We start from the raw sequence: 19,938 nt of genomic DNA on the forward strand, positions 1-19,938 counted from the left end.
GGACCGGGTGCGGGTACTTGGCCCCGACCACCCCGACACCCTGATCACTCGGAACCACCTGGCCAACTGGCAGGGGGAGACGGGGGATGCCACGGTCGCCGCGGCCGCCCTCGCCGAACTGCTTCCGGACCTGGTCCGGGTGCTTGGCCCAGACCACCTCGACACCCTCGCTGGCCGCTCCAACCTGGCCCACTGGCGGGGGGAGGCGGGGGACGCCGCGGGTGCCGCGGCCGCCTACACCGACCTGCTGGCGGACCTGGTCCGGGTGCTTGGCCCCGACCACTCCCGCACCTTGGACACCCGGAACAACTTGGCCCGCTTCCGATGGGAGGCGGGGGACATGGCGGGTGCCGCGGCCGACCTCGTCGAGCTGCTGGCGGATCTGGTGCGGGTGCTGGGTGAGGACCACCCCGATACCCTCGCCGCCCGCGGCACTCTGGACAACTGGCGGGAGGTGGCGGGGGACGTGGCCGCCTACGCCAAGGTGCTCGCAGATCTGGTGCGGGTGTTGGATAGGGACCTTTACGACACGCTGACCACCTCCAGCCTGGCCCGCTTCCTGGGGGATGCGAGAGATGCGGCGGGTTCCGCGGCCGCCCTCGTCGAGCTGCTGGCGGATCTGGTGCGGGTGCTGGGTGAGGACCACCCCGATACCCTCGCCGCTCGCGGCACCCTGGCCTTGTGGCGGGAGGTGGCGAGGGACGCGGCTGTTGATCAATCGACCGATTGAGCGGAGACGACGCCGATCTCGGCCCCATCGACGCCTTCGGGTTGACGTCACTGACGGCCGTCCCGCTGTACGTCCCCTCCGAGGCGACGTACAGCGGCACGTCAGCTCTAGCGTGCGCTGGGGCTCGTGTCGAGCGCCTTGATGCGGTCCGCGAGGTGCCGATCGGGGAGGTGGTACCTGGTGCCCTCGATCTCCTCGACCTTCACGCGGTCCACGGCCTCACGCGCCGCCGCGAGGTGAGGGCGAGGCGGGTGGAACTCCGAGGCCGGCGGGCTGAAGTCGATGTCGATGCGGGCATCTGCCTTCAGTGCCTGGCCCATCCAGTGCTCGGCGTCGCGGAGTTCCCCGCGGCGCAGGTGCTCCAGGTACAGGCAGTAGGCCGCGGTTGCGTCGCCGGCACCTGCGGCGAATTGCCACCACCACATGGCCCCCTCGTCCTCCTGCGCGAGGCTGAGCAGGCAGCCGAAGTACAGGGCGCCCTCGACATCGCTGAGGTCCTCGACGATCCGGGCCACGTGGCTGGAAGCCTCGGACCGGCTCAACAGACCGCAGGACAAGGCCTTGAGACAGACGTCGGCGCGCTGCAGCTTGGCCGCCAGGTGGGCTTCGCGTTCGGGATAGGGCGAGGTGGCGAACATCAGCACCGTGGTGACATCCCTGGTGATCTCCCGCTGCAGTTCGTCCAGTTCGTGGTCGGTGATCTCGCAGCAGGGGGTGGTCTGGTCGGGGTATTTGTCAGAACGTGCCGGCATGGTCGGACTCCTTCTCCTCGCCGGGGCCGAGGTCGATGCCGAGTCGGCCCGCGAGGCGCTGGCGGGCCAGACGCCGGTGCCTACGCACGGTGCCCGGCTGCAGACCCATGAGGCCGGCGATCCGCCGCGAGTCGTAACCGAGCGCGTAGTGCAGGATGATCACGTCGAACTGGCGCTCCGGCAGAGCCGCCATCGCCGTGAAGAGGCCGACCGGGGAATCCAGGTCCGCCATCTGCGCCTGGGTCGCACCGAGCAGGACGTCCACCGCCTCCCGCACTGCGACAGTCCGGTCCCAGGCCCGCAGGGCGGCTCGGCGGGCGTCGTCGGCAACGTCCTGACGGGCGTGGTCCTCCACGAGCATCTTCAGCGTCCGCCACCCGAACGCCTCCGCGCTACCGCCCTCCAAGTGGATGGCGGCCCAGTTCATGGCCAGGTGGCTGTAGAGGCGGCGTACGAGCGCGACGGCGACGGCATGGTCGCTGAGGATGGTCTCGGCGTAGCGGATCTGCCCGGGGGCGTTGCGCCGGTAGAAGGCCTGCAGCGTCGCCGGCATCTCGTACTGGACGCCGCACAGGGCTTCCAGGTCGTTGAGGGAGGCGGACAGGGTGGGGAAGCGGTCGCTGTCGTCGGTGTCGGTCATCGCCTAGTCCCCCGGCTTCTGCGAAGCCGTCGAGGCGGCGCGCTGACCGTCCGCGTGCCGGGCCGCAGCGGCCCGCAGGAGCTCGGCGACACCGACCCGCGCGCCGGCGCGCAGCAGGCGCCGACCCCCTGTACGCAGATCGGGGACGAACACGCGCAGCGCGGTGATCGCCACCAGCAGCGCCAGCACATCGTTCAACATCACGGGACCTCTTCTCATGTACCGGCACGACATCAACCCGCCTTGCTCGAAGGCACTGTTGAGCCGGAGAAGCCCTCAACGGCCCCTCCCCCGCAGGATTTCGAATCCGACCGCCCGAACGCCCACGCACCCTTCGGTCAATTCCGTGCACGAGCGATCACTCATCGAGGACGGATCCGTACCGCGCGGACGCCCGGCGGGAGACCCGGACCGAGCAGGGCAGATCGCTTCGGCTTCCACAGCTCCAACAAGCCCGCGCGTTCCACTCCCGCCCCACAGGGCAGGCCGAGTGACGCACGTCACAGTGCAGGAACGTTCCGCGCTCCGCGGTCCTCCCGTGCTCCCGTTGATGACCCGTCAGGACTGCGCCCCACTCGATCAAACTCCGTCTCCTCGCGGACGTGGCACGGCTGCTGACGGAGTGGACGCGGGAAGGCATGGCCGCTCACGGCTGGTTCTGGGAAGAGACGCTCCACAGCCACAACTAACCCGAGTGGGCTCCGGTCCTCCGCCCCTGCCCGCGATGGCCAGGGTTCGGCGGCAACCCTTCAGGGGGACGTACAGGCCCCCGGAACGTCGATAGGCTCCTGCTCGGCACGTGCCCTGGGAGCATCACGGGCGAGTGAGGAGAGCAACGTGCCTGCCATCGCCGGGTGGGCGCGGACGATGTCCGCACGACGCTGGCCGAGTTCAGAGGCCTGCCGGCGGATTCGCTCTGGGTGTCTGTCCACATGCTGTCGGCACTCTGCGGGCAGGGCGTGAGAGGCCCGACCAGGGAGTGCGTCGGCGTGCGAGGGAAGCGAGGCCAGGGATGGGGACCAGGGACGAGCGGCTTGCGGCGCTGGAGCTGCTAGGCGACGGCGAGCGAGCGGCCCGGCACACGTGGGTCGTGGACGGCCAGGCCCCTGACGGGCTTCAGCAGAGCGTCGAGCGGCTGGTGAGTGATGGACTGGCCGAACTGGCCGGCAGGGAAACCCGCGCCGAGCTGTCAGTGCTTCTGGCGCGGCCCGTGCGGTGGGCCGCGCGCCTCACACCGTACGGACGGGACGCGTTGATCTACGCACGTGCGTTGTCGATCCCCGTGCCGGAGGGGGATGAACCGGCGTCCGGCGAGCGGCGTGTGGAGCTCCAGCCGGCCCAGATGGAGGCAGTGCGCCGGTTCACCTCTCTCGCCCAGTTGTCCGTCGGCCCGGCCGCCGGTCTCGCCGAACGCGTACGCACCGCGACCTTCAGCCGCACCGAGAACCGCTGGCGGCTCGTGCTGACCGAGGAGCAGATCGCCTCTGTCGCCTACGGTCTCCACCTGCACCGGCTCACCGGTTCCGTCACGGAGGCCAACCGCTTCGCCCGCGAATACGACGTCGTCTACCGGCCCTGCCCGGACACGCGTAAACCGACAGCGGCCCGTCTCTCCCGAACAGCCACGTCACCCGATTGACGACGGTGCCCGCGGCACTGAGCGCGTCGACCGCGGCGTCGACGCCCCGTCAGAGGAGCTTCTCGCCCTCGCCCCAGCTGCACATCTCCGCGGTCCGGACAGGCTCTGTGCGGCTCAGGGGGCACACCATCTCAGGAGACGAAGAACCCGGCCGCGCAGAGGTACTCCTGCACACCGAAGTCACTTGACGCCCGTATCCACGAGGAACCACGGCCGGTGGTAGGTGCCCTGGTCAACCTCCGGCGGCCGCCCCCCGAAGAACCCGAAGGAGACGTACTGCGCCGCGTTCCGCGCCGGCATGACGACGAACGGCTCGCCCCCGTTGTCGATCTCCTCCGTCCGGGACTCTCCGTTCTCCTGCCATCCGACGGTGAGCGTGAACCTGTACCCGTACTCCAGCCCGTAAGGGATCACGAACAGCTTCAGCGACTTCCCCGGCTCGGGCTCGACGGGAAGCCTTTCCACCCGCTCCTCACCGCCGATCCTCGGCGGACGCCCCACGACGGTGTAGGCCGTCGCAGATGTGTCGAGGTCGAAGGCAAACGTCCTTACCTCGACCCCTCCGCCCTGACACGCGAACGTCAGGTGGGTGCCGCGGGAGAACGGGGGCTCCTTCTGCTTGATGTTGACCCTCACGTCATCCACCGAGACCGTCACAGGCCTGCGGCGCTGGAGGGTCAACTCGATGATCAGATACTCGGCAGCAGCTCCCCCACTCTTGTGGACCTGCTGCTCGGTGGTCGCCTTGCCGGTGAAGTCTCCGAGTTCTGAGAGCGGTCGGCGAAAGACGTACCCTCCTCCGCCGGAACAGTCATCGGCGGGATCCACGACCTTCGAGGTCACGGCGAGACCGGGAGGAGGCGGGAAGAAGTGGTCCCAGATCTTGTTGACGCCGTTCTGCGCGACCCCTGTCGTCAGTTCGACCACGACGGCGACGACCACTCCGCCGACGGCCGCGAGGAGCCGGCGACGGTGGGAGGTGCGGCTGACGTTCCCGGAGGACGGCCGGGGCGCGTCCGGATCGGACGAACTGCGGTTCACGAGCGCACTGTAGGAGAGATCACTTCCACCCGCTCGGCGCCACGCACCTCACCAGCCACGTTCAGCCATCTCGGCTTCACCGCGGTGCCCTGCGAAAGCCTCATGACGCTCGCACCACGGCGCCAGCCTCGGTAACCACGTGCCTGGCGCCACTACCCCGCGTCAGCTCGTCACGACCGTCCCGGCGTACGAGTGCGACATGGTCATTGACTCCGGCCGCCTCACTCTGTAGACGGCTGCCGAGAACCTTTCTCGTCAATGTGACGCTAATATGAGGAGTGGACAGGCCGCTCCGTGCGACCGATGTTCCCTCACGCCGTCGCACCCTGGAGGTCACCTGTGGAGCCGCACGTCAAACTCGCGTTCGCGATGCGCGACACCCCTGGCGCGTACGCGATCCTGCTCGGGGCGGGCGTCTCGATGGCCGCGGGCATGCCCTCGGCGTGGGATGTCCAGGTGGATCTCATCGAGCGCGTGGCGGCAGCGGAAGGCGCCGCCACCCTCGGCAACGCGCACGCCTGGTACAAGCAGCGCTTCGGCCACCCCGCCACCTACGACCGTCTCCTGGACGCGCTCACCAGCACCCCCTACGAGCGCCAGGCGATGCTGCACTCCTACTTCGAGCCCAACGACCAGGAGCGCGAGGACGGCCTCAAGCAGCCCACCGCCGCACACCACGCGATCGCCCGCCTGGTCGCCGCCGGCCACGTCCGCATCGTGCTCACGACGAACTTCGACCGGCTCATGGAGACCGCCCTGCGCGAGGCCGGCATCGAGCCCACCATCGTCACCAACAAGGACGACGCCAAGGGCGTCGCCCCGCTGCACACCCTCAAGAGCGTCGTCATCCACCTCCACGGCGACTACCTCGACCCGACGAGCATGCTCAACACCCCCGACGAGCTCGACCACTACGCCAGCGCCACCGACGCCCTGCTCGACCGCGCCCTGGCCGAGTACGGACTGGTCATCTCCGGCTGGTCCGCCAGAACGGATCCCGCCCTGCGCAATGCCTTCTCCCGGACCAGCAACCGCTTCTTCGCCTCCTACTGGACCGACCCGGCAGAGCTGTCCGAGACCGCCCAGAAACTCCTCACCCACCGCGCCGCCACCTACATCCAGACCGACGCCGACACCTTCTTCACCCTCACCGCCGACGCCGTCGACGCGCTCACCGACACCGCCCGCCAGCACCCGGCGAGCATCGCCGCCTCCGTAGCCGTCGCCAAACGAGCCCTGTCCGGCACCGGACAGGCAATCTCCCTGCACGACACCCTTCACCGAGAAATCAGCCGCATCGCCGACCTCCGCCTGCACCTCGACGGTGACCACGCCCACAGCCTCGCCACCCTCGAAGCCGAGACACAACCGCTGCTTGCCCTCACCGCTACCACCGCCTACTGGGGCAACGACGACACCGATCGCTGGTGGCTCCACGACATCGAGCCGCTCAGCATCCAGCCAGACCGCAGCGGCAGCGCCGCCCTACTCAATCTCACCAAAGCCCCCGCCACCATGCTCATCTACACGGCCGGAATCGCCGCCCTGGCCGCAGAACGCTGGGACACCCTCGTGCGCGTCCTGGACGAGCCCACCGCCTTCGACCCCTACAGCGAGAAGACGTATCCCGCGGCCGCCCTCCTTGCCCCCTGGGAAACCATCGGGCTCCGCGAGAAATCCTCCGAACGCCTCTACACCCAGCTCCAGCCCGTCTTCACCCAGCACCTCGCCCTCAGCGAGAACACCTTCCGCGACACCTGGGAACGCTTCGAGTACCTGCGCCTCATCGTCCAGCACGTCGCCGGCCGGAACCTCAGATGGCCCCACATCCGCGCGACAGAGCACGGCGACGTCTACGCACCAGCCTCCGCGGCGTGGGTGGAGAAGACGATCGCCACCAATACCGGCCCATGGCCCTTCGGTCTCCTCAAGGACGCCTCCGATCGCATCGCCGAGGCGAGGAACGCAATCGACACCGGCTTCCACAAGGTGACCGCCCGGCGGGAATTCGGGTAGCCGATCTCGCTGTTCTCAACACCCAGACCACGCATCGGCCGTACCGGGAGGGTCAGTCACCCGACTCACGGTGGACGGCTCGTGCACGCCATCCTCACGGCCTATTCCATGGCGTGCACGCCAATTGGTCACAGATGTGAGAAGCCGGCCACATGGCGGGAGGCTGGTGGTGATGATCGGTGGATGGCAGGGCTCGGGGGACGCCGCCAGCGGCGCAAGGGGTTACTCATCGGAGTCGTGGGCGCGCTGGCGGTAGTGGTGAGTACCGTGTACGCGGTCCGGGCGATCAGTCGCGGGCATTTCGAACCGGCCGACACTGTGACCGTGCTGGGCTTTCCCTTGGGTGTGATGGGGATCGTGCTCGCGGTCTTGGCGTCGCGCAAGGCGGTCGAGGGCAACGACGTCGAGCTCGCCCGGGGTTGGGCCGCGACGCTGGCCGCGCAGGTGGAGACCGGCGAGAGTCCAGTGTGGCGCCAGCTGCTGGGCGACGACACCCGGCGCATCAACCTCACCTACGTCCTGCATCCGACCACAGTCCGCCCGGCCGCAGCCCCGGCGGCGGGGCGGATGACCGCCGACGGCCCGGGCCCGGCGACGGTCCCGGACATCGTCACCTACTACCGCTCCACCCGACCCCTGCGCCTGGTCGTCACCGGCGCCGCCGGCGCCGGCAAGACCGTCCTTGCCCTCGAACTGATGCTGGCCCTCATCGACGGCCGCGCCGAGGACGACCCCGTCCCGGTCCGTATCCCGCTCTCCCGGTGGGACACCGAACGCCAGTCCCTGCCCGAGCTGCTCCAGCAGCGGCTGGTCGAGGCCTATGACTGGCCGCCGGAACTGGCAGCCGGCCTGGTCCGCCACCATCGCCGTCTCCTCCTGCCGGTCCTGGACGGCCTGGACGAGATGGACCCTCTGGTCAACGGCTCCCCGGATTCCGCTGCACCCCGCGCCACCGCCGTCATCCGTGCCCTCAACGACCACCAACGCGGCCGGGATCCTGGGCCTCTCATCCTGACCTGCCGCACCCGTCACTACGACGCCCTGCTCTTGAACACCGGGGTCCTGGACGCCGCCCGCATCGCCATCGCTCCCGTCGACACCGCCAACGCCCGGACATACCTCGCCGACCGCTCCCTCGACCCGGCCCGGTGGCAGCCCCTGCTCAACCACCTGGCCGCCCAGCCGGGTGGGCCCCTGGCGACCGTGCTGTCGACCCCGTGGCGGCTCTGCCTGACCGCCACCGTTTACCACCACGACGGCAACCCCGCCGAACTCCTCGCGCTCACCGGCCCCGACACCCTGGACCGTCACCTCCTGGCCCGCTACATCCCCGCCGCCACCCGCATCGTCCCCAACCCCCGCGGCTACACACCCCAGGAGGTCCACCGTTGGCTCCACCACCTCACCACCCACCTCGACCCCACCGGCACCCTCCACGCCACGACCCCCCAGGGCGCGGAGGCCACCGACCTCGTCCTGCACGAACTGTGGCCCCTCGCCGGACGCACCCGCGTCCGCACAACCGACGCCCTCCTCACCGCCCTCATCGTCCTCAGCGCCCACCACCTCGCCTGGCTAGCCCCCCAATATATGGCTGGCCCGTTCGTCGTCCTGGTCAGCGCGCTTGCCGCCATGTCCGGAGTGCTCGCCATCAGAACCGGCAGTCCCAGGAGTCCGGCGAACCCGCTCAGGACCCCTCAAGGACGTTGGGAGCTCGCGGGCTGGCTCACGTTCGGGCTCGCGGCCGGGCTCGTGATCGGACTCCCGGTTGGGTTCAGCCTCACGGGTGGGCTCGCGGCCGCGAGCATGACACTCTTGACCGGGCTCACGCGGGAGCCCGGCTCGAATCTCGGAGCCCGGGCCGTCATCAGGAGCGACGCCCTGGTCGGGCTCACGTTCGGGCTCACGTTCGGGCTCCTGTTCGGGCTCGTACTCGGGGTCATGTACGGGCTCCTGTTCGGGCTCCTGACCGGGGTCGCGTTCGGGCTCCTGACCGGGGTCGCGCGCGGCGCGCAGGCTTCGCGCCGGTATGCGGTGTTTCTGCTCTGTTCGCGCCGACGTCTGCCGTTCCGGCTCGGCCTGTTCTTGGACTGGGCTGTCACCGCAGGACTCATGCGCTACAGCGGGCCCGCCTACCAGTACCGCCACCGTGAACTCCAGCACTGGCTACGCCAGCATCCCCAGCCCCCATCCACGCAATGAGAACAAGAGCGTGGCTGTGTCGATGAGTTCGGGGTCTGGTTCACTTCTTGTGGTCACGTACTCAGCGTGACTGTCGATCTCCGTGTGATGGAGCCGGAAACCCGCAACGCCTTCCACCCCACCTACGCGGCGATGCTGGAGGTCGGCCGCGCCCAGAAGACCATCTTCGTCGCCCGCTACCTGCGGCTGCGGGACCTTCAGCGGGAGATCGAGGAGGGCCTGAACGTCATGGAGTCCTCCAACGGCGCGAACTCCATGATCGCCTACGGCAAGGGCGGGGAGATCGCCTCGAACCGGCGCGACGAGCAGGAGATGCGTGCCGTGCCTGCGCATCCTCCAGTCCGCCCTGGTCTACGTGAACACCCTCATACTCCAGGCCGTCCTGGCCGAACCGGAATGGGCCGACCTGCTCACCCCGGCCGACCGGCGCGGCTTGACTCCGCTGTTCTGGTCGCACGTGCGCCCGTACGAGGGGTGAACCTCGACATGGACACCCGGCTCCCGCTCGCCGCCGCGACCGTGCCCGGCCCGCGCGTTCCGGGTGAGACGGGGCCCGCCGGGGAGCGTACGGACGCATGAGTCCGGCCGGTCCCTGGTTGCTGGGGGCGGACTGTTCGGGGCGTGTTCGATGCTGTTGTCCTATGGCCCGGCCCGTACCGGTGGCGTCACGCTAGTGGTCAGCCGACCGGTTCGTTGGAGGGGTACGTGATGGATCCGATCACGCTGGCAGCCGCGAGCGCGCTGGTAGGGGCGATGGCCACGGATGGGTGGGCGCAGGCCCGGGATGCCACAGTGGCGTTGTGGCGCCGGGTGTGGCCCGAGCGGGCCGAGGCGGTCGCCGCGGAGCTGGAGCTGGCCCGGCCCCGCGTCCTGGCGGCCCGTGAACGGCATCAGGAAGACCGGGAGCAGGCTCTGGTGGCCGGCTGGCGGGTGCCCTTGGAGGATCTCCTCGACCGGGATCCGGCGCTCGCTGCCGACATCCGGCGGCTGGTGGACGAGCAGCTGGCTCCGCTGCTACCCAAAGCCGAGCAGAGCAGGGTCTGTTCCATCGTGCAGAACGTCACCACCACCGGGCACAGCCGGGCCACCGTGGCCGGCCGTGACGTGACAGTGAACCGGAAGAACCAGCCGTGACCGACGATGCGCGGCCACCCCAGGACATCCGGCAGAACGTCTCGACCACCGGCGGCAGTTCATCTCTCGTGGCGGGCCGCGACGCGACTCAGCACATCACCACGGCTTATACCGGCCCGCCTCCGCCGACGCCGACCGCGCTGCGCAGTCTGCCCCGGGACGTGGACGACTTCACCGGCCGCGACCACCAGCTCCAGCATTTACTGACCGCCGCCGGGCCCCACCGGGTGCTGTCGGTCCACACGGTCGACGGGATGCCCGGGGTGGGCAAGACCGCCCTGGTCACCCACCTCGCCCATCGCCTCGCCCCGCACTACCCCGACGCACAGTTCTTCGAGCCCCTGCACGCCCACACCCCCGGCCAGGCACCGGCCAAGCCAGTCGATGTCCTGGCCGATCTCCTCACCCGTCTCGGCACCACCGCCCAGCACCTTCCCCCGACCCTGGAGGGCCGACAGGCACTGTGGCGGGACCGGACCGCCGAACAGCGGCTGCTGCTGTTCCTCGATGACGCCCTCGACCACGCCCAGATCCAGCCCCTGCTGCCCAGCGGCCCCGGCTGCCTGACCCTGATCACCAGCCGCCGCCGCCTGATCGCCCTCAACGGCGCACTCGCCTTGCCCCTGGACACCCTCCCGTCCGACGAGGCTGGAGCGCTCTTCCTGCGTATCGCCCGCCACACCTCCCAGCCCGCCGACACCGCATCCCTGGCCCGCATCGTCGAACTGTGCAGCGGCCTGCCGCTCGCCCTGGTGATCCTCGCCGGCCGCCTCGCCCGCCACCCCGCCTGGACCCTGCACTGGCTCGCCGACACTTTCGCCGCCACCCAGCATCGCCTCGATGAACTCAGCGCCGGCGACCATCCCGGCGACCTCGCCGTGCGGACCGCCTTCGCCATGTCCTACCGGGACCTGCCCGCCCAACGGCAACGCGTCTTCCGCTCAATGGGTTTGCACCCCGGCCCGGACACCGACGCCTACGCCACCGCCGCCCTCACCGCCATCCCCCTGCACCAGGCCCGCCACCAGCTCGAAGAGCTCTACACCGACCACCTCCTCGACGAAACCACCCCCGGCCGCTACCACCCCCACGACCTGCTCCGCACCTACGCCCACACCCTCACCACCGAGCACGATGCGGCCGAGGACCGCAAGCGTGCCGTCGGACGGCTGTGGGACTACTACCAGCGCACCGCCCAGAGCGCCGAACGGCACCTCACCGGAACACACCACCCAGACACCCCCTCTGCCGCTGCCCCCGCTGCCCCCGCTGCCCCCGCGGCAGCCTCGCCGCCCCTGGCCGACCGGGCTGGCGCCCTGTCCTGGATGCACGCCGAACGGGCCAACCTCCTCGCCTGCCTCGACACCGCCACCACCGACCAGGCGACCCGGATGATCGACTTGACCGCCTCGATGGCCTCTTTCCTGTACCAAGAAGGCCTCTGGACACAGGCAGCAACCCTCCACCAGCGCGCCGCCACCGCCGCCCACGACAACGCCAACCTCTCCGCCGAAGCCGCTGCCCTCGACGAGCTGGGCTGCGTGCGGCTGATGACCGGGGAGTTTGCTCAGGCGGCCGGGTTACACGAGCGGGCCCTGGCACTGTACGAGGACCTCGGCACCCGGCTCGGACAGGCCAATGCCCTCGACGGGCTGGGCTGCGCGCGGCTGGCGACCGGGGAGTATGCGCAGGCGGCCGGGTTACACGAGCGGGCCCTGGCACTGTACGAGGACCTTGACAACCGGCTCGGACAGGCCAATGCCCTCCACGAGCTGGGCTCCGTGCGGCTGATGACCGGGCCGTATGCGCAGGCGGCCGAGTTCCAGGAGCGGGCCCTGGCACTGTACGAGGACCTCGGCAACCGGCTCGGACAGGCCAATGCCCTCAACCTGCTGGGCCGCGCGCGGCTGGCGATCGGGGAGTATGCGCAGGCAGCCGAGTTCTACGAGCGGGCTCTGGCAGTGTCCGAAGACCTCGGCAACCGGCTCGTACAGGCCAATGCCCTCGACGGACTGGGCTGCGCGCGGCAGGCGACCGGGGAGTATGGGCAGGCAGCCGAGCTACACGAGCGGGCCCTGGCGGTGTCCGAAGACCTCGGCGACCGGTTCGGACAGGCCGGTGCCCTCTTCGGGCTGGGCTGCGCGCGGCTGGCGACCGGGGAGTATGCGCAGGCGGCCGGGTTACACGGGCGGGCCCTGGCACTGTACGAGGACCTCGGCGACCGGCAGGCGCAGGCCGAGGTACTGAACAGCATGGGGGCGCTTCTGGCCGAGTCCGCCGGACCACAGGGGGCACTCGCCTCGTACCAGCAAGCACTGAAACTGGCGCGTCAAATTCAGAGTCCGCTGGATGAGGCACGGGCGCTCGATGGCGTGGCCCACTGCCTCGTCCGGGTTGGGGACCCCCCGGCTGCTTTGGCCCCGCTTCGTCAAGCGGTTGGTATCTACCGGCGCATCGGCGCGGCCGAGGCGAAGCCAGCCGCCGCGAGACTCAGTGCCCTGAAGACCGAAGACGTCGGCGTACCTTCGAGTGCTGAGGAATCGACCGATTAAGCCCCCCCTGCCGCTATGGAATCGGGGGCAGCCAATTCGAGGACTGGGAGACCGAGACCATGTATGCCCACGGATGGGTCCGCGCCCAGCCGCCCGAGGCTCCCGACAGGCCCCCGGCGCCGGCCGGCCTCACACCCCGCGGACACGGCTGAACACGACGGCGCACACGGCCTTCGATCCCTGCGTCGGCGCGCAGCCGTTGGCGGACATCTCCGCCGCCGCGACGCCGGGGCTTCGTGAAGGTCCGCGTGTTGGGCCCCGTCGCTGACCTGCCATTCCGCTAGGGTCTGGGCTGCGGCAGGCTGCGCACGCCGCGAGCCCGCGTCCGGTACCCCGCACCGGTCATGCACCGGGCCAAGGACACCGGAATCCGAGGGTTCCAGGGACGGTCCCGCACGGTTCGCTCATGCCTGCGCGTCATCGACTCTGCGGGGCGGCGGGGGCCCTGGAGCGGAGATCGATCCTCATGACCAAGTCCGGTGCCGGCGGTCCCAAGGCCCGAGCCCGGAAAGCCCAACAGGCCACGGGTGTCCGCTATACCCAGGTCCGCCGCGCAGCCTCCACCAACCACAACGGGCGCACCCTGCAGTTTCTGCTGGAGGCCAAGCACGACTTCGGCATCCTCGCAGTCCAACTGGCGGCCGCGTGGGCGCGGCAGGGCATGCGGGTGCTGCTCGTGCACGACTACGAGCCCTACCGGTCCGATCTGGCGCTGTACTCCCGCCGCGTCCGGGAGCGCAAGGCCGCCGAGCAGCAGCAGCGGGAGTGGCCCGGACACCGCAGCACGCTGGTGTGGAGAGCCTCCGCCGGCCGGGCAGCGGACGGGCTCCTGGTTGAACAGCACACCCCGTGGTCGGCCCGATCCGCGGACCGCCAGGACGCCGCGACCGACAGCGCGCCGCTGCGTGACGCGCTGCAGTGGGGGCGCCGCCACTTCGACGCGGTCGTGGTCATGGGCCGCCAGACCTGGCCGCAGCGCGAGCTCGTGGACCACTTCATCGTGCTCGCCGCCAGCGACGGTGTCCCCGTCGCCGAGACCCTCACCCACGGCGCGGCCCCAGAAGAATGCCGGGAACGTGTGCTCACCGCCGAGCAGAGTGCCGCGCTGCTGCGCGAGCGCCACCTCAACTTCCTCTACTACCGCCCGCCGGCGTTCCTCGGCATGATCACCGGATCCCGCCGCCAACCGCCCGCGGAGCCCCAACCCGGCTTCGTCCGCGCGGTGGAAGCAGATATGGCGGCCGCCGGCATCCCCCTCCTCGGCCACGTCCACCTCGGCGACCACGGCCTGGCCTCCCACCTACAGCGCAGGCACCGGGCAGCCCTGGTCGCCGCCTCCCCGCTCGACCCCGGCATCGAAGACGCCGCACAGGCCATCGCAGACCGCTGGTAGCCCGCCGGGAGAAGGTGTCGCGAGTGCTCGGGGAGACTCCGTCGACGGAGCGAAGTGCCTGCGCCTCGTTGTGCTGAACCTGGTGGGATCTGCCGCCGCGACCGGTACGGGTCCGATACAAGAGGGCCATGGCGGCGGACGAGCAGGCGGCGTTGGCGGAGGGGATGTGGCGAGCCACGGACCTGCTGTGGGCCTACCTCACCGAGGACCGGGCCCGGGTCAGAACCGGCCTGGAAGGCCTGGACGACCACCAGCTGGAGCACACGCTCGCGTGGCAAGCCCGGGACCACGACTGGCTGTTCGACGACCTGGGCGAGCCGTCGATGTCCGTGCCTCTCCTGGACACGGTCGCCGCCCTGGCGCCGGTGGACTGCGAGTTCATGATGACGACCGCGGTACGCAAAGGTGTCGCTGCCGGCACGGGACTGGCCTCCAGCGGGCTGGAGGACTTCCCGACGGCCGCCCAGATCCACGCCCTCACGGTCTGCATGGCCGTGATGCTCCTGGAAGCCCACGGACGCCCGAGCGCACTAGAGTTCGTCGCCGCGCCGGCCGACGACTACGTCCGACGCGGTCACCCGCGCCCCTACCCGGCCCCCTGAGCCAGCTGGTTCACGACACGGTGCTGCCGGCGACGCGCGCCAACTCCCCGGCCGACCCGGGGGTCAGACGGTAGAACCCTTGAAGGCTTACTGCGCGCTCCAGACGTCCGTCGACTACGTGCTTCAGCCCGCGGATCTGACCGGACAGGCCCTGTTCTCAAGAGCCGGGGCTACCACCAGGGGGTGCAGGTGATGCCGCTGACGGGGGAGGCGCTGGTTATCTGCGCGCAGACACGGAAGGCCCGACTCGACGAGCTGCTGGTCGGGTAGGCCGCGGTCGTGAGCCTGGCGCCGCTCGCGGTCGTGGTGAACGGGCCGCACTGGATCCATGACCTCTTGTCGGGGTCGTTGGTGACATCCATCCAGACCCATCCGACCGCGCTGGGACCCCAAACGGTGGAGCTGGTGGTCAGGACGCCCCACCCCATCTCTCTGCCGCCGACGTTGCCAGCCTGCATCGCGTACGAGGCGACGGCCCACGGCCTGCCTCCGAAATCGGCAATCACGGCTCCCGCCCCCGCGACACCGCGACCGCTGAGACTGTCCGGGATGTCGGTGAAACCCTGTGCCCCTCCCGTGCAGTCCGACGGCGCGGCCTGAGCTGCACCGGAAGAACCCGCCACAAGCCCTGCTCCGAGCACGAGCGCGGCCGTGCCCACGCTGAAGATCCGGCGGATGCTGCGCATTTCTTCTCCTGGGTCGAAGCTGTAGCGGCCGGAAGGCCCCCGAGCCAGCGCCTCGAACCGTAGACCGTGCCTGGGACGTCGCGTCCCTGACAGATGTCAGGGTGGTGAGGGTGCGTGCCGGGCGGCGGGGTACGGGTGACCGTCGGGGCAGGCCAGGCTGTCAGGCGAGTGGAGGCCCTGGTCGACGGGAACTTGACTGCGACGATTGCGGCCGCTGTATGTCCTCACTTGACCGCCCCACACCACCCTGCCCCATCGTGGCTCACGGTCCCGTTTGCAGTCCTGCCTGAAGCCCCATGTAGCGTCCTGGACTGGCGAGCGTGCTGTCCACGAAGGCGCGGACGATGCCGACGACCTCCGCCACCGTCACCTCCGTTGTCCACTTCGCTGTTGAGGCGTGCGCGGGGCAGGACAGGGTGATGTGGTGCACGCCGTCTGTTTCCCTGAGTTCGGCGTACGGCCGAGGGCGACAGTGGCCGTGCCCCTTGTCGGCTTCCAGGTGAGCGAGGGCGACGTCGAGGTGGAAACGGCGCGGCAAGGTGCTCGCCTCCCTGCATCCTCGGCACGCGAGCAGATGCTCGACGCTGCCGTCCCGGCGGAGGAAAGGTACGCCCTTGCCCTCGAAGGTGTTGCAGCTCGCGCACACCGGACCGCGCACGAAGCCGTGCTCGTGGCAGTGATCCCAGGTGAACGCCCGGCTCTCGCGGCACAAACAGCACAGGTAGGCATCGGCACGGTGCGTACGGCGCAGGGAGGTGTAGGCGACACCGTGCAGGTGTCCCGTGTAGGTCTGGAAGGCCTCATCGGAGCAGGACGGGCACATGGTGACGTAGCCGCCTGCGGTGGGCGTGCGCCATGACCAGCCGCTTCCTCGCCGTCCACAGTCACTACAGATCCGAGCACGCTCGGAGAGTTCCCGGTCCTGGGCTTGCCAGTGATCCAGCATGTCCCTGTATGCGCGGGGGAACACCCAGTGCGTCCCCGACCATGCCAGCACCTCGAGCGGGCGGGTGCCTGCGATCGTGCGCTTGCCGTAGTAGGAGACGAACTCGTTGAAGGTGAGCTGACCGGGAAGGCCGTGAGGACCGATCTCGTACCTGCTGCTGCTCCAGATGTCGACGTCGATGTCGATGCTGAGCTCTGGATCGAGGAGGTCGAAGTCGTCGGCAGGGTTGAACCCGACGGCGGCCGGGCCATCGCGTTCAAGCAGCAAGGACCGGTGCGCCGCAGCGTAGGCCCAATGGTTCAGCGTGCCGCGCCAGTCGGCCCCGCTCATGTCATCGAAGGTTCCTCGAACGTCGAACCAGCGACGATCGGGGAACCCGGCTTCCACGAGGTCAGCGCTGTCGATCACCACGGAGGCGAGGTGCCGACCGGCTCGGCGGATGTCTCGGTCGTCGTACCTCCACCGTCCCTTGTCCTTGTAGCCGCGCACGGCAACGTCGCCGACGAACACATGGCCGTGAGCAAGGAACTCGCCTTTGCCGGGGATCAGTTCACCGGCGTCGAGGGGCAGGCCGCAGTCCTTGATCAGATCCGCCAGGGTGTCTCGGGCCAGCTGTGGGCTGATGAGCATGCCCGGATGGTCCCAGAAGGGTCTGACAGTGATGTCGGTGCCGGTTCGTAGGGTGGGAGGTGTGGTGAGAGTTCCGTGGGACAAACTGGCGGCCGAGAGCCCGAAGGTGTCCGAGGCGCTGGTGACGATGCTGGTGCTGCAGCTGCGCGAGAGGGCGCAGGCGGTCGACGGCAGCGGCGGGGACGGCGGCCAGGACCTGTGCGAGCACACCGAGAGCGGTGAACTCCTCATCTACGAGGCGAAGTCGTTCACCGGGCGCATGAACCAGGTACGCCGCCGGCAGGTCGTGCGCTCGCTGGTGTCCGCGGCCCGTCATCAGCCCGACCACTGGGACCTGCTGGTGCCGATCGACCACAATCCCGCCGAGCTGCGGTGGTTCGAGGGCCTGCGCGAAGAGTTCCCGTTCGTACGGCACTGGCGCGGGCGTAGTTGGCTGGATGGGAAGTTCGCCGCCCATCCCGACCTGGTGCGGTACGCGTTGCAGGAGTCCGGCGACTACATCCTGGAGCGGATCGCTGAAGCCCGGGCTGAGCGGGATGTCCTGCTGGGTGGGTTGCCCGACTACCTGGAGCGGGCGAGCGCGCTGCACGTGCGGGCCCAGGAGCTCTCCCCGCACTACGCGGTGCACACCACGCTGGGCTCCGCCGGGCAGACAATCGTGCACCTGACGCCCAAGATCTCCTCCCCCGGCGAGCAGGCGGCGATCCGCTTCGTGGGCCGCATCCGGTTCCCGGCCGGCGACGAGCGGGAGGCCGAGCGGCGGCGCCTGTTCGAGGAGACGATGCGCTTCGGCGGCGAGGTGGAGCTGGCCGCAGACAACCTCACCGGGATGCGTCTGACCGAGCCTGCGGGTCTCGGACTGGAGCAGCTGTCGCTCGGCGGCGTGCGCATCACCTCGCCGCGCCAGGAGGTGACGCCGCCGCTCCGCGGACAGTTGGTCTTGAAACGACAGTCCGGTGTCCCGCTCACCTCCATGCCGGTCACCTTCACCGAGAAGGTCACCGGCATGGAGGGCGGGACCCTGCACGGGCACGACGTCACCGGGGTGATGCGGGTGAGGTTGCGCTACCACCTGCGCGACCGGAATGGCGCGCTGACGTTCAGCTTCGAGCTGGATCAGCCCGTCCTGCCGCAGACCGTGGTGCCGGTGCTCCGGCTGATCGCCCACAGTTCCCCGGGCAACGTCATGGAACTCATCCTGGCCGGCGCCAACACACCCGGGGTGCAGGCCCTGATCTCGGCGGGTATGGCCCCGCCCGGCTGGAAGGACAACGAGGCGCAGTTCTGGGCCGACGCGTTCGACGACCTGGGCCGTCTGCAAAGCCGCACCGGGCGCTACTTTCTGCTTCCCGAGGACTTCAGCCGCCAGGATGTGCGTGACGTCAGGGAGATAAATGCACTGCTCGATGGGGATGAGAACGTCCTCACGGGCGAAACCGTGTCCGTGGGCATCGAGAGCGCCGAGGCCCTGGACCAGCTGGCCGAAGCGGCCGCCTCGTTGTCCCGCGTCACCGTCGGCTACGCGTCGCTGGTTTTCGCCCTCGGCGAGCACCAGATCGACCTCGGACCGTGTACCGAGGCCTACACCATGGACGAGATCCTCAACATGAGCGAGGCCCGCACCGAACTTGCCGCGCACGGGCACACCACCGTCCACATGCGGCTGGCCAGACACATCCCGGCCGTCCGCTACCTGGGGGACGAACCGCCGCAGTAGGGGCAGGGCTGGTACCGAAGGTGCGGTCACCTCATCGGCCTGGTGCCACCGGCCACGGAAGGAACAGTGGTGCCGGCGACTTTCGCCAACTCTCCGGCCGACTCGGGAGTCAAACGGTAGAACCCCTGGAGACTTACGGCGCGCCCAAGACGTCCGTCGACCACGTGTTTCAGTCCGCGAGTCTAAGCGATGGCCTGTTGTCGTCGAGAGCTCGCCCGGGAACACACTGGCGTCCAAGCCCGAGTCGGCAACACCATGTCGAGCCATGGACGTTGTGAGCACCGCCGAGGTCTCAACTGAGGAGCGTTTCGCTTTCTGGCGCGAAGTACACACGAAGCTCTGGGTACCTTTCGACATACGCTGCGACTCGCGGACAGAAAGCGAATTCCAGGCACAGGTCGGCGCCAGCGAGATCGGACCGGTGCAGGCGGCGCTGATAACCACCATGCCGCACTCGGTGCACCGTACTCCCAAGCTCATCCGCCAGGATGATCCCGGCACTCTCAAGCTGGGCTGCGTGGTGCGCGGAGGCGGAATGGTCACCAAGGGCAGCCATCGTATCGATCAACGCGTCGGCGATCTCGTTCTGCACGACACCTCACGCCCATACCAGGCCGAATTCGCTCCGCAAATTCCAGTGCACCAGCTCCTGCTTCTCAGCTTCCCCCGCGGACTGCTGCCATTACCTGAGCGGGACCTGCAGCGGCTGAGCACCAGGCGGATACCGGGCACCCGGGGCATCGGGGCGCTCTCTTCTCAGTTCCTGCTGCACTTCGCCCGGCACATGCACGAATTCAGCCCGTCCGACACCGCCCGCCTGTCCACCTTGATACTCGACGTGCTGAGCACGGCACTCGCCGAGGCGCTGGATGCCGAGAGGGTAATACCGCCCCACTCCAGGCAGCGTGCTCTGTTAGCCCAGATCCACGCCTTCATCCGCGACAACCTGGGCGACACGGACCTCACCCCCGATGCGATCGCCACAGCCCACCACATTTCCGTGCGCTACCTGCACAAGCTGTTCCAGCAGGACGGGCACACCGTCGCCGGCTGGATCCGCAAGCGTCGCCTGGAGCAGTGCCGACGTGACCTCGCCGACCCACGGCTCGCCGCTCTCCCGATCCACGCGATCGCCGCCCGCTGGGGCTTCACCCGCCCCGCGCATTTCAGCCAGGCCTTCCGCCACGCCTACGGCGTCACACCACGCCAGTGCCGTGAGCAGTCCGCGACAGTGCACGCAGACTAAAGAACTGTGCGC

16 protein-coding genes and 1 pseudogene are annotated in these 19,938 nt (G+C 69.3%); 11 read left to right on the forward strand and 6 right to left on the reverse strand.

Annotated features, from left to right (window positions below):
* Window positions 1-730, forward strand: a 730-nt coding sequence (locus ACIP6U_RS46540; RefSeq protein WP_401729373.1) for a tetratricopeptide repeat protein, incomplete at its 5' end; no start/stop codon positions are given.
* A gap of 107 nt (window positions 731-837) precedes the next feature.
* Here ACIP6U_RS46540 and ACIP6U_RS46545 read toward each other — a convergent pair.
* From ACIP6U_RS46545 to ACIP6U_RS46555, 3 genes are read right to left on the reverse strand one after another with little or no spacing between them, the layout of a single operon-like run.
* Window positions 838-1,482 carry a hypothetical protein gene (locus ACIP6U_RS46545; RefSeq protein WP_401729375.1) on the reverse strand — a complete coding sequence of 215 codons (645 nt, stop codon included), beginning with the start codon at window positions 1,480-1,482 and terminating at the stop codon, window positions 838-840.
* Entirely contained in the window at window positions 1,466-2,122 is a 657-nt protein-coding gene (locus ACIP6U_RS46550; RefSeq protein ID WP_401729376.1) for a sigma factor-like helix-turn-helix DNA-binding protein, read from the reverse strand. Before ACIP6U_RS46550 ends, ACIP6U_RS46545 begins: the two co-directional genes overlap by 17 nt.
* Window positions 2,123-2,125: 3 nt before the next feature.
* Window positions 2,126-2,323, reverse strand: a complete 198-nt coding sequence (locus ACIP6U_RS46555) for a hypothetical protein (RefSeq protein ID WP_401729377.1) — start codon at window positions 2,321-2,323, stop codon at window positions 2,126-2,128.
* A gap of 811 nt (window positions 2,324-3,134) precedes the next feature.
* Between ACIP6U_RS46555 and ACIP6U_RS46560 the strand changes: the two genes are divergently transcribed.
* Window positions 3,135-3,761, forward strand: a complete 627-nt coding sequence (locus ACIP6U_RS46560; RefSeq protein ID WP_401729379.1) for a DUF6417 family protein — start codon at window positions 3,135-3,137, stop codon at window positions 3,759-3,761.
* Between the two features lie 180 nt (window positions 3,762-3,941).
* Here the strand turns inward: ACIP6U_RS46560 and ACIP6U_RS46565 are convergent, their stop codons facing one another.
* Complete coding sequence (locus ACIP6U_RS46565) at window positions 3,942-4,703, reverse strand: hypothetical protein (RefSeq protein ID WP_401729380.1); 762 nt, start codon at window positions 4,701-4,703, stop codon at window positions 3,942-3,944.
* Between the two features lie 438 nt (window positions 4,704-5,141).
* Between ACIP6U_RS46565 and ACIP6U_RS46570 the strand changes: the two genes are divergently transcribed.
* The 7 genes and pseudogenes from ACIP6U_RS46570 to ACIP6U_RS46600 all read left to right on the forward strand — a co-directional run bounded on the left by ACIP6U_RS46570 (window position 5,142) and on the right by ACIP6U_RS46600 (window position 14,701).
* Complete coding sequence (locus ACIP6U_RS46570; protein WP_401729381.1) at window positions 5,142-6,818, forward strand: SIR2 family protein; 1,677 nt, start codon at window positions 5,142-5,144, stop codon at window positions 6,816-6,818.
* Window positions 6,819-7,001: 183 nt separating this feature from the next.
* Entirely contained in the window at window positions 7,002-9,020 is a 2,019-nt protein-coding gene (locus ACIP6U_RS46575) for an NACHT domain-containing protein (protein ID WP_401729382.1), read from the forward strand.
* A 132-nt stretch (window positions 9,021-9,152) separates the two neighbouring features.
* Window positions 9,153-9,498: pseudogene (locus tag ACIP6U_RS46580) on the forward strand (Tn3 family transposase).
* A 230-nt stretch (window positions 9,499-9,728) separates the two neighbouring features.
* Window positions 9,729-10,154 (forward strand): hypothetical protein, encoded by a 426-nt coding sequence (locus ACIP6U_RS46585; RefSeq protein ID WP_401729383.1) that lies wholly within the window; start codon window positions 9,729-9,731, stop codon window positions 10,152-10,154.
* A complete protein-coding gene (locus ACIP6U_RS46590) occupies window positions 10,151-12,706 on the forward strand; it encodes an ATP-binding protein (RefSeq protein WP_401729384.1) in 2,556 nt (851 codons plus the stop codon). The genes ACIP6U_RS46585 and ACIP6U_RS46590 overlap by 4 nt, the downstream gene beginning before the upstream one ends.
* Before the next feature lie 466 nt (window positions 12,707-13,172).
* Window positions 13,173-14,099 (forward strand): hypothetical protein, encoded by a 927-nt coding sequence (locus ACIP6U_RS46595; RefSeq protein ID WP_401729385.1) that lies wholly within the window; start codon window positions 13,173-13,175, stop codon window positions 14,097-14,099.
* 128 nt (window positions 14,100-14,227) lie between these two features.
* Window positions 14,228-14,701, forward strand: a complete 474-nt coding sequence (locus ACIP6U_RS46600) for a hypothetical protein (RefSeq protein WP_401729386.1) — start codon at window positions 14,228-14,230, stop codon at window positions 14,699-14,701.
* A gap of 170 nt (window positions 14,702-14,871) precedes the next feature.
* On the opposite strand, the gene ACIP6U_RS46605 is transcribed toward ACIP6U_RS46600, so the two are convergent.
* On the reverse strand, window positions 14,872-15,387 hold the full coding sequence (locus ACIP6U_RS46605; RefSeq protein ID WP_401729388.1) for a hypothetical protein: 516 nt from the start codon (window positions 15,385-15,387) through the stop codon (window positions 14,872-14,874).
* Window positions 15,388-15,649: 262 nt separating this feature from the next.
* Window positions 15,650-16,963: an endonuclease domain-containing protein gene (locus ACIP6U_RS46610; protein ID WP_401729389.1), complete on the reverse strand. Its 1,314-nt coding sequence runs from the start codon at window positions 16,961-16,963 to the stop codon at window positions 15,650-15,652.
* A gap of 61 nt (window positions 16,964-17,024) precedes the next feature.
* Here ACIP6U_RS46610 and ACIP6U_RS46615 point away from each other — a divergent pair, with 61 nt between their 5' ends.
* The gene (locus tag ACIP6U_RS46615) at window positions 17,025-18,680 is read left to right on the forward strand and encodes a hypothetical protein (protein ID WP_401729391.1); all 1,656 of its coding nucleotides are present in this window, start codon (window positions 17,025-17,027) and stop codon (window positions 18,678-18,680) included.
* 265 nt (window positions 18,681-18,945) lie between these two features.
* Window positions 18,946-19,926, forward strand: a complete 981-nt coding sequence (locus ACIP6U_RS46620; protein WP_401729393.1) for a helix-turn-helix domain-containing protein — start codon at window positions 18,946-18,948, stop codon at window positions 19,924-19,926.
* Window positions 19,927-19,938 lie beyond the last annotated feature (12 nt).

Source organism: Streptomyces sp. NPDC088794 (assembly GCF_044750545.1).
Lineage (GTDB): Bacteria > Actinomycetota > Actinomycetes > Streptomycetales > Streptomycetaceae > Streptomyces.

Bases quoted from the DNA above. Each gene is read 5' to 3' on its own strand.
- ACIP6U_RS46605 (WP_401729388.1), bottom strand. From the start codon at position 15,387: ATGCGCAGCATCCGCCGGATCTTCAGCGTGGGCACGGCCGCGCTCGTG.
- ACIP6U_RS46620 (WP_401729393.1), top strand. From the start codon at position 18,946: ATGGACGTTGTGAGCACCGCCGAGGTCTCAACTGAGGAGCGTTTCGCT.
- ACIP6U_RS46545 (WP_401729375.1), bottom strand. From the start codon at position 1,482: ATGCCGGCACGTTCTGACAAATACCCCGACCAGACCACCCCCTGCTGC.
- ACIP6U_RS46610 (WP_401729389.1), bottom strand. From the start codon at position 16,963: ATGCTCATCAGCCCACAGCTGGCCCGAGACACCCTGGCGGATCTGATC.
- ACIP6U_RS46550 (WP_401729376.1), bottom strand. From the start codon at position 2,122: ATGACCGACACCGACGACAGCGACCGCTTCCCCACCCTGTCCGCCTCC.
- ACIP6U_RS46600 (WP_401729386.1), top strand. From the start codon at position 14,228: ATGGCGGCGGACGAGCAGGCGGCGTTGGCGGAGGGGATGTGGCGAGCC.
- ACIP6U_RS46560 (WP_401729379.1), top strand. From the start codon at position 3,135: ATGGGGACCAGGGACGAGCGGCTTGCGGCGCTGGAGCTGCTAGGCGAC.
- ACIP6U_RS46575 (WP_401729382.1), top strand. From the start codon at position 7,002: ATGGCAGGGCTCGGGGGACGCCGCCAGCGGCGCAAGGGGTTACTCATC.
- ACIP6U_RS46555 (WP_401729377.1), bottom strand. From the start codon at position 2,323: ATGTTGAACGATGTGCTGGCGCTGCTGGTGGCGATCACCGCGCTGCGC.
- ACIP6U_RS46585 (WP_401729383.1), top strand. From the start codon at position 9,729: ATGGATCCGATCACGCTGGCAGCCGCGAGCGCGCTGGTAGGGGCGATG.
- ACIP6U_RS46595 (WP_401729385.1), top strand. From the start codon at position 13,173: ATGACCAAGTCCGGTGCCGGCGGTCCCAAGGCCCGAGCCCGGAAAGCC.